The organism is Mesorhizobium sp. WSM4313 (genome assembly GCF_002294725.1).
Taxonomy (GTDB): Bacteria; Pseudomonadota; Alphaproteobacteria; order Rhizobiales; family Rhizobiaceae; genus Mesorhizobium.
Genome location: NZ_NSFT01000002.1, coordinates 464,500 through 476,113 on the forward strand (window position 1 = coordinate 464,500; position 11,614 = coordinate 476,113).

Genomic DNA, 11,614 nt, shown 5'->3' on the forward strand with positions numbered 1-11,614 from the left:
TCGCGCGGGGCCCGTCGCCTGATGGGCGCCTATATCCTGCGCCGCATTCTCCTGATGATCCCGACGCTGTTCGGCATCATGGCGATCTCCTTCGCGGTCATCCAGTTCGCCCCGGGCGGGCCGGTCGAGCAGGTGATCGCCCGGCTGACCAACCAGGGCGGCAACGACCGCCTCGGCAGCGGTGGCGGCGACGCCGGCGGCGGCAATTTCGACGTGGCCGGCGATGTCGGCTCGAAATATCGCGGCGCGCAGGGGCTCGATCCCGAATTCATCAAGAAGCTGGAAAAGCAGTTCGGCTTCGACAAGCCGCCGCTCGAGCGCTTCGGCATGATGCTGTGGAACTATATCCGCTTCGATTTCGGCGACAGCTATTTCCGCGATATCTCGGTGCTGAACCTGATCCTGGAGAAGATGCCCGTCTCCATCTCCATCGGCCTCTGGATCACGCTTTTATCCTACCTGATCTCGATCCCGCTCGGCATCCGCAAGGCGGTGAAGGACGGCTCGACCTTCGACGTTTGGACCAGCGGTGTCGTCATCGTCGGCTATGCCATTCCAGGCTTCCTGTTCGGCATCATGCTCATGGTGCTGTTCGCGGGCGGTTCGTTCTGGGACTGGTTTCCGCTGCGCGGCATCGTCTCTGACAATTGGGATCAGCTGTCTTGGCCCGCCAAGATCGCAGACTATTTCTGGCACATGACGCTGCCGCTGACTGCGCTCGTGCTCTCGGCTTTCGCGACGACCACCCTGCTCACCAAGAACTCCTTCCTCGAAGAAATCCGCAAGCAATATGTGGTGACGGCGCGCGCCAAGGGGCTGTCGGAGCACAAGGTGCTCTACGGCCACGTGTTCCGCAACGCCATGCTGATCGTCATCGCCGGTTTTCCCGGCGCCTTTATCTCGGCCTTCTTCACCGGCTCGCTGCTGATCGAGAACATCTTCTCGCTCGACGGCCTCGGCCTGCTCGGCTTCAAGTCGGTGATCGACCGCGACTATCCGGTGGTGTTCGCCACACTTTACATCTTCTCGCTGCTTGGCCTATTCGTCGGCCTTCTGTCCGACCTGATCTATACCTGGGTCGATCCGCGCATCGACTTCGAGCGGAGAGACATCTGATGGCCGAGGCCGCGATCCAAAGCGCCCCGGTTCGGCCCCGCAGGCCATTTCTGTCGCCGCTCAACCAGCGGCGGTTGCAGAATTTCAAGGCCAACCGGCGCGGCTACTGGTCGCTCTGGATCTTCCTGTTGCTGTTCGTGCTGTCGCTGTTTTCAGAGCTGATCGCCAACGACAAGCCGATCGTCGCCTCCTACAAGGGCGAGATCCTGTTTCCGGTCCTGGTCGCCTATCCGGAGGAGAAGTTCGGCGGTTTCTATGCCGTCACCGACTATCGCGATCCGGTGATCCAGGACGAGATCAACTCCAATGGCTGGATGATCTGGCCACCGGTCCGCTACTCCTATCAGACGGTCAACAACGCAATTCCGGAACCGGCGCCGGCAAAGCCGTCCTGGCTTTACGACAAGAAGACGCGCTGCAGCCAGTACCCGCAAGGCGAGGCCGACGCCAACTGCACCGTCGGCAACTGGAACTGGCTGGGCACGGACGACCAGGCCCGCGATGTGCTGGCGCGGGTACTCTATGGCTTCCGCATCTCGGTTCTGTTCGGCCTGATCCTGACGCTCGGGTCATCGCTGATCGGCGTCGCGGCCGGCGCGGTGCAAGGCTATTTCGGCGGCTGGACCGACCTTCTCTTCCAGCGTTTCATCGAGATCTGGTCGGCGATCCCGGTGCTCTATCTGCTGCTCATCATCTCGGCCATCCTGCCGCCCGGCTTCTTCATCCTGCTCGGCCTGATGCTGCTGTTTTCATGGGTGGCGCTGGTCGGCGTGGTGCGGGCCGAATTCCTGCGCGCGCGCAATTTCGAATATGTCAACGCGGCGCGCGCGCTGGGCGTGCCGAACCTCACCATCATGTTCCGCCACCTGCTGCCGAACGCGATGGTGGCGACGCTGACCTTCCTGCCCTTCCTGCTCTCTGGCTCGATCTCGACGCTGACCTCGCTCGACTATCTCGGCTTCGGCCTGCCGCCGGGCTCGGCCTCGCTCGGCGAATTGCTGAAACAGGCGCAGCGCAACCTCAACGCCCCCTGGCTCGGCATCTCCGGCTTCATCGTGATCTCGCTGATGCTGTCGCTGCTGGTCTTCATCGGCGAGGCGACGCGTGACGCCTTCGATCCGCGCAAGACGTTCAAATGAGCCAAGCCCTGCTTTCCGTCCAAGACCTGAGCGTCGCCTTCGCGCAAGGCGGCAAGCAGGCGATCGCTGTCGATCACATCTCATTCGACATCGCCAAGGGCGAGACGCTGGCCCTGGTGGGCGAATCCGGCTCGGGCAAATCGGTCTCGGCGCTGTCGGTGCTGAAGCTCCTACCCTATCCGGCCGCCAGCCATCCGTCGGGCAGGATCCTGTTCAGTGGGGCCAACCTGCTCGCCATGGACGAGAAGGCGTTGCGCGGCGTGCGCGGCAACAAGATCACCATGATCTTCCAGGAGCCGATGACCTCGCTCAACCCGCTGCACACGATCGAGCAGCAGATCGTCGAGGTGCTGCAATTGCATCAGGGCCTGCGCGACGCCCCGGCGCGCGCCCGCACGCTGGAACTGCTCACCGAGGTCGGCATCCGCGATCCGCAAAAACGCCTCGACGCCTACCCGCACCAGCTCTCCGGCGGCCAGCGCCAGCGCGTCATGATCGCCATGGCTCTGGCCAACGAGCCGGAGCTTTTGATCGCCGACGAGCCGACGACCGCACTCGACGTCACCGTGCAGGCGCAGATCCTGGAACTGCTGGCGGAGCTCAAAGCCCGCAAGGGCATGTCGCTGCTGTTCATCACGCATGATCTCGGCATCGTGCGCAGGATCGCCGACCGCGTCTGCGTCATGACCAAGGGCAAGATCGTGGAGAGCGGCCCGACCAGGGAAATCTTCGCCAATCCGCGGCATGACTATACAAAGCATCTGCTCGCGGCCGAGCCGAAGGGCAAGCCGCCCACAACCGACCCGGGCGCCAAATCCGTCATGACCGGCAAGGACATCAAGGTCTGGTTCCCGATCAAGAAAGGCTTCTTCCGCACCACGGTCGACCATGTGAAGGCCGTGGACGGCATCGACGTCACAGTGCGGGCCGGCCAGACCCTTGGCGTCGTCGGCGAGTCCGGCTCGGGCAAGACGACGCTGGGCCTGGCGCTCGCCAGGATGATCTCCTCGACCGGCACGATCAATTTCAACGGACGCGACATCAACCAGCTCTCCTTCGGCGCCATGCGGCCACTGCGGCGCGAATTGCAGATCGTCTTCCAGGATCCGTTCGGCTCGCTCAGCCCGCGCCTCTCGGTCTCCGAGATCATCGAGGAAGGACTGAAGATCCACGAGCCGAAACTCTCGGCCGACCAGCGCGACGCCAAGGTGGTCGCCGTGCTGAAGGAGGTCGGCCTCGATCCCGAAACGCGCCACCGCTACCCGCACGAGTTTTCCGGCGGCCAGCGCCAGCGCGTCGCCATTGCCCGCGCCATGGTGCTCAACCCGCGTTTCGTCATGCTCGACGAGCCGACTTCGGCGCTCGACATGAGCGTGCAGGCGCAGGTGGTCGACCTCTTGCGCAGCCTGCAGGCCAAGCACAATCTCGCTTACCTCTTCATCAGCCACGACCTCAAGGTCGTCCGCGCCCTTGCCAATGATGTCATCGTCATGCGCAATGGCCGGATCGTCGAGGCGGGACCTTCCGAGCAGATTTTCAGCAGCCCGCAAACCGATTATACGCGGGCGCTGATGGCGGCGGCCTTCAAGATCGAGACCGCGCCGACCGGCGTGGTCAGCGAGTAGCCGGACCCGCACCGGCGAAACAGGGAAGAAAAATCCGAGAATGGAAAAAGGCAAAATCCTGCTTGCCCTCACGGGCATCCACCCGCAGCGCTGGCATGAGCTGCTCTCGGCCGAGCGCGAGGTCGTGCTGGAGCCGAACGGCGCCGACGATCCGTCGATCACCTATGCGGTGGTGTGGAAGCAGAAGCCTAACCTTCTCAAATCGCTGCCCAATCTGCGCGCCATCTTCTCGATCGGCGCCGGCGTCGACCACATCTTTGCCGATCCAGGCCTGCCCGACGTTCCGATCGTCAAGGTCGTCGCCGACAATCTTACCCAGCACATGGTCGAATATGTCGTCTGGCGTGTGCTCGACCACCATCGCCAAGCCTCGCTTTACCGGGCCCAGCAGCAAAAGAAGATCTGGCACGAGCCGCCGCAACGGGTGGCGGGCGACGTCTCCGTCGGCATCATGGGGCTTGGCAGTCTTGGCCGCGCCGCGGCTTCGGCGTTGTTGTCGCTCGGCTTCGCCGTCAACGGATGGTCGCGCAGCGAGCGGGGGATGAAGGGCGTTTCGACCTATGCCGGCGAGGCGGGGCTGATCCCCTTCCTCAATGCCACTGACATCCTGGTTGTGCTCTTGCCGCTCACGCCGCAGACCCAGGGCATCGTCAATTACGGACTGCTCAAGGAACTGCACCGGCGCAACGGGCTCGGCGGCGCCGTGCTGATCAATGCCGGGCGCGGACGCCTGCAGAAGGACGCCGACATTTTGCGCGCGCTGGACGACGGCACGCTGAAGGAAGCGAGCCTCGACGTGTTCGAGGTCGAACCGCTGCCGAAGACCAGCCCGCTGTGGAGCCATCCGAAAGTGTTCGTCACGCCGCATGCGGCGGCGACGTCGGACCCGGCGCATCTGGTGCCGATCATGCTTCGCCAGATTGCCGCCTTCGAGCGCGGCGAGAAGCTCGAGAACCTGGTTGACCGCGAGGCGGGGTATTAATCGGGAGTCAAACCCCAGTCGCGGAAGCGCTGCTTGATCGCCCGCAGCGAAGACAGCTGCAGCTTCGGCAGATCGAGCGCGTCGAACATCGCCCGGTATTTCCTGCGGTTTCGCGGCGTGATGACGGCGATGTGGTGGATCATGTCCCATTTGATGCTGTCGCGCCCGCCTTCCAGAGCACCGAGCCTGTCCTTCTCGAACAGCGTTCGCCTTAAATAGCGCAGAAGACTCGCGGCCGTGGAGATATCCAGCAGAATCAAGCCTGTCGCCCGCCGAAGTCGCTGCGGCATGCAAACCGAATAGTTCCCGTCCATCACCCAGCGCTCGCCGGCTATCGCGGCATCGTGCAGGGCAATGAATTCGGCCCTCGGACGCTGCTCCCAATCCGTATTGGGCAGATGAAAGAGCTGATCGAGGTGAACGGCTTCCAGGCCGCGCTTGCGCGCTATCGCGTCGGCAAGGGTGGACTTGCCGCTATTGGACGGGCCCAGGATGCAGATGCGGTCGCCGAGGTCTGAGAGGTTCATCGGGCGGTCTTTCAAGCGCGATCAAACGCTCGCCGGTCCATCCGAGCGTCAAACGGGGCTCAGGAAGGTTTCGAGCCGGGCAGCCCGAGCGTCTCCTTCTTCTTCGGCTTGCCGCAGTCGCGGCGTTCGATCGAGCGGTTCATGGCGTCGATCTCGCCGCTCGCCTTGTTGCTGGCGCGCTGCGCCTTGGAGCGCATGTCCGGCATGAACGGTGCGAAGCCCATGGCCGGATTGGAGAAGCCCGGCTTGGCGGTGACGGGCAGATTGTTCTGCCGCGCCAGTTGATTGCGCTGCGCCAGTAATTGGTCGCAAGGCACATCGTCATATTGCAATGAGGATTGGACATCCTCGTCCTGACGCTCGGCCATCGACGTGCCGCCGACACAGCCGGCGACCGTCAGGCAAGACGCCAACGCAACCATGGTCCAGCGCATGGATATCTCCCTAGGGCAATTCCAGGAAAGTGCCTCGTGGTTTTCCGTCCGGAATTGCGCAAAACAAAAGACTCGGTATCCGCCCCGCGCAACCGGGACCATGCCATTCAGGCTTTTTCGCAGCAAGGTCGACCTCATGCCGTTGCCGGATTCCCCAGCTCGGCGGCTGCAGGGGGAAACCCAGCCACAATGGCCAGGCCCTCGACCGGATCCCGCCGGTCGTGCCGGATAACCGTGCTTTCCAGCGACAGGACTGCAAGCCCGTTGGCGCGAAGCATGCGCCGCGCATAGGCCTCGGAATGGGCGTAACGCCGTGATGGCAAAAGGGCGAAATCGCCGCCGCCGGCAAGCGTCTCGAGCGAAAAGGCGAACAGGCCGCCATCGGCAAGCATGTTCGCAACCGCACCGACGATACCTTCGAGCGCGCCAAGATAGATGAACACGTCGGCCGCGACCACGAGGTCGGCGCTGTCGCCTGTGTAAGAGAAATGCTGGAGGTCGGCCTTGGCGAGCCGGTCATAGATGCCCTTGGCTTTCGCCTTCCTCAGCATGCCGGCCGAGATGTCGTAGCCCTCCAGCCGGTCGGCGAGCGGCCGCAGCCTTTCGCCCATCAGGCCGGTGCCGCAGCCGAAGTCGAGGGCCAGCCGGAACCGGCCGGGCCGTGCCTTGCTTATGGCGCGCCAGAGAAAATCCGGCAGCCCATAACCGAGCTTCCCGACAAGCGAGTCCTCGAAACTGTCGGCGTAGTGATCGAACAAGGTCTCGACAAAGGCGCTGGGCGGCGCCTCGGCGGCGGGCGCCTTGCCGATCAGTTGAAGCTTGAGCGCAGCGCCGAGGCGGTCCGCGGGCTCCAGCTTCAGCGCCATGGTCCAGGCCCGCGCCGCTTGGTCGAGCAGGCCTGCCGCCTCCTGCATCTCGCCGAGGCGAAACCAGCCCGCCGCCCATTGCGGCGCCAGTTCCATCGCGCCGAGCAAAAGTTCGGCCGCCTGCGCCGGCTCACCAGAGGCGAGCAGCATCTCGGCGAAATCGGCGCGACGGTCGGCGTTCAAATCGCCCGACGAGGCCTGGAGCGGTTTCATCTTTTGAAGAATCCCATCGGCGAGGCGGAGCCGGCAAGGGGCTGTAGGACGAGTCAGCAGTCGCTTGCAACAGGCTTCCCGCGCGGAATTTAGCCACTATGTTCAAAGCCATGCGCGCCAGCGACCTGCTCAAGCCCCGGCCGGAGGGCCTCTATTGCCCGCCCGGCGATTTCTTCATCGATCCGGTGCGGCCCGTCGGGCGGGCGCTGATCACGCATGGCCATTCCGACCATGCGCGCTCCGGCCACCGCTCGGTGCTGGCCACGCAAGAGACGCTCGACATCATGGGGCTGCGTTATGGCGAGGATTTCGCCGGAACGACGCAGGCCGCTGCGCTCGGCGAAACACTCGACATCAACGGCGTCGCCGTCACCTTCCATCCGGCCGGGCATGTGATGGGCTCGGCGCAGATCTGCGTCGAGCATGGGGGCATGCGCATCGTCGCCTCCGGCGACTACAAGCGTCAGAACGATGCCACCTGCCTGCCGTTCGAGCCCATCCGGTGCGATGTCTTCATCACCGAAGCGACCTTCGGCCTGCCGGTGTTTCGCCATCCGCCGGACCATGAGGAGATCGCGCGCGTGCTCAAATCGGCGGCGCAATTTCCCGAACGCTCGCATCTGATCGGCGCCTATGCGCTCGGCAAGGCGCAGCGCGTGATGCGGCTGTTGCGCGACGCCGGCTACGACAGGCCGATCTATATCCATGGCGCGCTGGCGAAGCTCAGCGAATATTATCAAAGCCAGGGTATCGATCTCGGCAAGCTTGAGCCGGGGACGGTGGAAAGCCGCGGCAAGGCCGATTTCGCCGGCGCGATCGTCGTCGGCCCGCCGTCGGCCTTCGCCGACCGCTGGGCGCGGCGTTTTCCCGACCCGATCTCCTGCTTCGCCTCGGGCTGGATGCGCATCCGCCAGCGCGCCAAGCAAGGCGGCGTCGAGCTGCCGCTGATCATTTCCGACCATGCCGATTGGGACGAGCTGATCATCACGATCAGGGAAACCGGCGCGGAGGAAATCTGGGTCACGCATGGCCGCGAGGAGGCGCTGGTGCGCTGGTGCGAGCTTGAGGGTATCGCGGCCAGACCGCTGCATCTCGTGGGGTATGAGGATGAGGGCGATTGATGGTGTTTTTTGATCCAGAAATCGCCACCGCCGCGCTCTACGGCGCCCCCCTCTGTCCTGCCGGACATCTCCCCCTCAAGGGGGGAGATTGGCAGCTTGAACGCCGGCGCATCTCTACCGGCGCCGAAGATTCGCGAAAGCGGACGCGACGTCCAATCTCCCCCCTTGAGGGGGAGATGGCCGGCAGGCCAGAGAGGGGGGCCTCGCGCCAGCTTTCGCAATTGGCGCAGCGCAAACGCCCATGAACCGTTTCGCCGAGCTTCTCGACCGCCTTGTGCTGACGCCGTCGCGCAACGGCAAGCTGACGCTGCTGACCGATTATTTCCGCAGCGTCGAGGATCCCGATCGCGGTCTGGCGCTCGCCGCCATCACCGGCGATCTCTCGATCGCGGCGGTGAAGCCGGCGATGCTGCGCGCGCTGGTGGTCGAGCGCATGGACCCGGTGCTGTTCGGCTATTCCTACGACTATGTCGGCGACCTCGCCGAGACCGTGTCGCTGGTCTGGCCGCAACCACAAGGGCACATCCCCAATCATGTGCCGACGCTTGCCGAAGTGGTCGGCAGACTGCAGGCGGCGAGCCGCTCCGACGGACCGAAGGTTCTGTCACGGCTGCTGGACGACGCCAGCATCTCGGCGCGCTTCGCCATCATCAAGCTGGTCACCGGCGGCTTGCGCATCGGCGTGTCGGCGCGGCTCGCCAAGCAGGCGCTGGCCGACCTTGGCCAAGTCGACGTCGCCGAGATCGAGGAGCTCTGGCACGGGCTGGCGCCGCCTTACACCGAGCTGTTCGCCTGGCTCGAGGGCCGGGCGGAAAAGCCGACGAGCGCCGCGCTGGCGCTGTTCCGTCCGGTGATGCTGTCCAATGCCGTCGACGACGGCGACCTCGAAAAGCTCGACCCGGCCGATTATGCGGCGGAATGGAAGTGGGACGGCATACGCGTGCAGGCGGTGTGCGAAGGCGGTGTGCGCCGGCTTTATTCGCGCACCGGCGACGACGTGTCCGGCGCCTTCCCGGACCTTGCCGCCGCGATGAATTTCGAGGCGGCGCTGGACGGCGAGCTTTTGGTCGGCGACCCGCGCGAGACGACCGGAACCTTTTCCGACCTGCAGCAGCGGCTGAACCGCAAGAGCGTGTCGCCAAAGATCCAGCAGCAATATCCGGCCTTCATGCGCTGCTACGACGCGCTGCAGATCGACGGCGAGGACCTGCGCGCGCTGCCCTTCGCCGAGCGCCGCAAGCGACTCGAGGCGTTCGTCAAAACCCTCGACCCGAGCCGCTTCGATCTCTCGCCGCTGGTCGCGTTTTCCGATTGGGAGACGCTGGAGCGGCTGCGCCAGGCGCCGCCGCATCCGATCATCGAAGGGGTGATGCTGAAGCGCTGGGATTCGCCCTATCTCGCCGGCCGGCCGAAAGGCCCGTGGTTCAAGTGGAAGCGCGACCCGCACACCATCGACGCGGTGCTGATGTATGCGCAGCGCGGCCACGGCAAGCGCTCGAGCTTTTATTCCGACTACACGTTCGGCGTCTGGTCCGGTCCGGAGGGCTCGGAAGAGCTGGTGCCGGTCGGCAAGGCCTATTTCGGCTTCACCGACGAGGAGCTGAGAGAAATCGACAAATATGTGCGCGACAACACGATCGAGCGTTTCGGGCCGGTGCGCTCGGTGCGCGCCGACCGCAGGAACGGCCTGGTGCTGGAGGTGGCGTTCGAAGGCCTCAACCGCTCGACCCGCCACAAATCTGGCGTCGCGATGCGCTTTCCCCGCATCTCACGGCTGCGCTGGGACAAGCCGGCGGCGGAAGCCGACCGCATCGAGACGCTGCAGGCATTGCTGGATAGCTAAAGATGGAGCGCTGGCGCTTCATCCCACCCGGCGCTTCGCGCCGACCTTCCCCATCAAGGGGAGGTCGCGCCGACGGCGCGGGTGAGGTGCAGCGCCTGCGTTGGCGGATAGAGCGGCGCGATCACTGCGCTATCGAGACGCGTATCTCGTAGATATCCACCGACTTGCCCTTCTGGTCGAAATCGGAATTGACGGCGATCGTGCCGGCGGCGCCCGGATGCTTGTTCGGGAACTGCACGTCGAACAGATATTCGTTGCGCTCGTGGCCGACCGCGTAGCGCTTGCGGCCGCAATCGCCGAGATCGCCGAAATTGCAGTCGATCGAGATCTGCGTCTCCTTGCCTTCTTCCGAACGCGCGACGATGTCGAACATGGCATGCTTGCCCGCAAGCTTCTCCAGCACGCCCTGACCGACATCGAAGGCGATGGCCGAACCGGACGCGCCCGAGCGGATGCGCAGGAACTGGCCGGTGTCGTCCTTCATCACCTCGGCGGCGGCGTCGGACGGCGCGCTGACATGGGTCGGGTCGGCGGGCGAGAAGACGTTGATCCAGTTCTTCGACTGGTCGGCTTCGCCCGGTTTCTGCGGCGAGCCTGGCTCGGTCGGCTGCGAGGAGTCCTCGTCGTCCAGCGCCGGCGTCGGCTCCGGCGGGCCGGTGTTGAGCTCGGCCGCCGTCTTGAAGACACCGGTCTGCTTGGCGAAATAGAGGCCGATGCCGGCGGCCGCGAGCAATGTCGCGACGACGAAGATCGCGGTGAGCGGCAAGCGCCGGCCCCTGATGCGCCGCTCGTCGCGGTCGGGCGCGACCTGGGCGCCGTTGCCGACGGGAGCACCCGGCGAATCGTCGAGCGAGGGCGCATCGGGAAGTGCTGTCTCATCCGGCATGATGTCGGGCACGCGCGGCAGCACACGCGCACGCGGCCGGTCCGACGCATCGGGCTGGACCGGGCCGTCGACGGTGATCGAGGGCGAGGGCGCGGTTTGCGACGGCGGCAGCGGCGCGTCGACAGACGGCGCGGCCGATTCGGACGGCGCTTCGACGCCGGGGTCCGGTGCGCCATTGCCGGCGGGCGCGACGTTTTCCGGCGGCAGCGTCACCTCTGGCACGGCCGGCAGGAACTCCGATTCGATCTCGGTGATCTTGGCCTGGACTGCCTTGCGGCGGCTGATGGCGGCCTCGACCGTGACGTTCGGATTGGCCTGCAGGACGCGGTCGAGCGCGGCAAAGGCGGATCGATAGACCCTCTCGCGGAACGCCCGGTCCTCGGCATTGCCTTTCTCGAAGGCATTGCGGATCGCTTTCTCGATGGGGTCCAAGCGAGCTCCCTCTGCGCGTTCGCTCCCGGTTGTCTGGTCGTCGGCCGCAGACGACCAATCGATCAACGGCGAGCGGCCGCCTTGCCGGCCAAAGCCATTTCGGCATTTTTTGTTGAAGAATCAACATTTTTCGTCACCGCGGCTGCAGCCGCGCCGGGCAGCCGGATGCGAAGGACGCTTACTCGCACGCCGCCGCGGGCCGCGCCGGCGCCCGTCGCGCGGTAACCGTAGATCGGAATTGCCGCCGGCGAGGCCGGAATTCACCGCTGCCCATCTTGAATTAGCGAGCGGTTGAGTCTATCACCCAGCCCATTCTGGAAGCTCAGCGCTTCCCGGGCCGCTTTAGCTCAGTTGGTAGAGCACATCATTCGTAATGATGGGGTCGCGTGTTCGAGTCACGCAAGCGGCACCAAAATTCCAATAACTTAGC

At 64.8% G+C, this 11,614-nt stretch carries 10 protein-coding genes and 1 tRNA gene; 7 read left to right on the plus strand and 4 right to left on the minus strand.

Annotated elements, in window-relative coordinates; all coding sequences use genetic code 11:
* The first annotated feature begins 21 nt into the window (after nucleotides 1-21).
* From CK219_RS06915 to CK219_RS06930, 4 genes are read left to right on the plus strand one after another with little or no spacing between them, the layout of a single operon-like run.
* Complete coding sequence (locus tag CK219_RS06915) at nucleotides 22-1,116, plus strand: microcin C ABC transporter permease YejB (protein ID WP_095766000.1); 1,095 nt, start codon at nucleotides 22-24, stop codon at nucleotides 1,114-1,116.
* Nucleotides 1,116-2,255 carry an ABC transporter permease gene (locus CK219_RS06920; RefSeq protein ID WP_095766001.1) on the plus strand — a complete coding sequence of 380 codons (1,140 nt, stop codon included), beginning with the start codon at nucleotides 1,116-1,118 and terminating at the stop codon, nucleotides 2,253-2,255. The genes CK219_RS06915 and CK219_RS06920 overlap by 1 nt, the downstream gene beginning before the upstream one ends.
* Complete coding sequence (locus tag CK219_RS06925) at nucleotides 2,252-3,880, plus strand: ABC transporter ATP-binding protein (RefSeq protein ID WP_095766002.1); 1,629 nt, start codon at nucleotides 2,252-2,254, stop codon at nucleotides 3,878-3,880. The genes CK219_RS06920 and CK219_RS06925 overlap by 4 nt, the downstream gene beginning before the upstream one ends.
* Nucleotides 3,881-3,920: 40 nt before the next feature.
* Complete coding sequence (locus CK219_RS06930; RefSeq protein ID WP_095766003.1) at nucleotides 3,921-4,862, plus strand: glyoxylate/hydroxypyruvate reductase A; 942 nt, start codon at nucleotides 3,921-3,923, stop codon at nucleotides 4,860-4,862.
* On the opposite strand, the gene CK219_RS06935 is transcribed toward CK219_RS06930, so the two are convergent.
* The 3 genes from CK219_RS06935 to CK219_RS06945 all read right to left on the minus strand — a co-directional run bounded on the left by CK219_RS06935 (nucleotide 4,859) and on the right by CK219_RS06945 (nucleotide 6,902).
* Nucleotides 4,859-5,389: an AAA family ATPase gene (locus CK219_RS06935; protein ID WP_095766004.1), complete on the minus strand. Its 531-nt coding sequence runs from the start codon at nucleotides 5,387-5,389 to the stop codon at nucleotides 4,859-4,861. The genes CK219_RS06930 and CK219_RS06935 overlap by 4 nt on opposite strands.
* A gap of 59 nt (nucleotides 5,390-5,448) precedes the next feature.
* Nucleotides 5,449-5,823 (minus strand): hypothetical protein, encoded by a 375-nt coding sequence (locus CK219_RS06940; protein ID WP_095766005.1) that lies wholly within the window; start codon nucleotides 5,821-5,823, stop codon nucleotides 5,449-5,451.
* A gap of 134 nt (nucleotides 5,824-5,957) precedes the next feature.
* A complete protein-coding gene (locus tag CK219_RS06945; RefSeq protein WP_095766006.1) occupies nucleotides 5,958-6,902 on the minus strand; it encodes a methyltransferase domain-containing protein in 945 nt (314 codons plus the stop codon).
* 110 nt (nucleotides 6,903-7,012) lie between these two features.
* On the opposite strand from CK219_RS06945, the gene CK219_RS06950 reads away from it, so the two are divergent.
* Together CK219_RS06950 and CK219_RS06960 are read left to right on the plus strand one after the other, a co-directional pair.
* Entirely contained in the window at nucleotides 7,013-8,023 is a 1,011-nt protein-coding gene (locus CK219_RS06950) for a ligase-associated DNA damage response exonuclease (RefSeq protein ID WP_095766203.1), read from the plus strand.
* Nucleotides 8,024-8,264: 241 nt separating this feature from the next.
* Nucleotides 8,265-9,866 carry a cisplatin damage response ATP-dependent DNA ligase gene (locus tag CK219_RS06960; RefSeq protein WP_095766007.1) on the plus strand — a complete coding sequence of 534 codons (1,602 nt, stop codon included), beginning with the start codon at nucleotides 8,265-8,267 and terminating at the stop codon, nucleotides 9,864-9,866.
* A 121-nt stretch (nucleotides 9,867-9,987) separates the two neighbouring features.
* Here the strand turns inward: CK219_RS06960 and CK219_RS06965 are convergent, their stop codons facing one another.
* Nucleotides 9,988-11,184, minus strand: coding sequence for a hypothetical protein (locus tag CK219_RS06965; RefSeq protein ID WP_176476950.1), 1,197 nt, complete (start codon nucleotides 11,182-11,184; stop codon nucleotides 9,988-9,990).
* A 336-nt stretch (nucleotides 11,185-11,520) separates the two neighbouring features.
* On the opposite strand from CK219_RS06965, the gene CK219_RS06970 reads away from it, so the two are divergent.
* Nucleotides 11,521-11,596: transfer RNA gene (locus CK219_RS06970), tRNA-Thr, on the plus strand.
* The last annotated feature ends 18 nt before the right edge of the window (nucleotides 11,597-11,614 follow it).

Coding starts and splice junctions, on each gene's coding strand:
- CK219_RS06920 (WP_095766001.1), top strand. CDS start 1,116: ATGGCCGAGGCCGCGATCCAAAGCGCCCCGGTTCGGCCCCGCAGGCCA.
- CK219_RS06945 (WP_095766006.1), bottom strand. CDS start 6,902: ATGAAACCGCTCCAGGCCTCGTCGGGCGATTTGAACGCCGACCGTCGC.
- CK219_RS06925 (WP_095766002.1), top strand. CDS start 2,252: ATGAGCCAAGCCCTGCTTTCCGTCCAAGACCTGAGCGTCGCCTTCGCG.
- CK219_RS06915 (WP_095766000.1), top strand. CDS start 22: ATGGGCGCCTATATCCTGCGCCGCATTCTCCTGATGATCCCGACGCTG.
- CK219_RS06930 (WP_095766003.1), top strand. CDS start 3,921: ATGGAAAAAGGCAAAATCCTGCTTGCCCTCACGGGCATCCACCCGCAG.
- CK219_RS06940 (WP_095766005.1), bottom strand. CDS start 5,823: ATGCGCTGGACCATGGTTGCGTTGGCGTCTTGCCTGACGGTCGCCGGC.
- CK219_RS06960 (WP_095766007.1), top strand. CDS start 8,265: ATGAACCGTTTCGCCGAGCTTCTCGACCGCCTTGTGCTGACGCCGTCG.
- CK219_RS06935 (WP_095766004.1), bottom strand. CDS start 5,389: ATGAACCTCTCAGACCTCGGCGACCGCATCTGCATCCTGGGCCCGTCC.
- CK219_RS06950 (WP_095766203.1), top strand. CDS start 7,013: ATGCGCGCCAGCGACCTGCTCAAGCCCCGGCCGGAGGGCCTCTATTGC.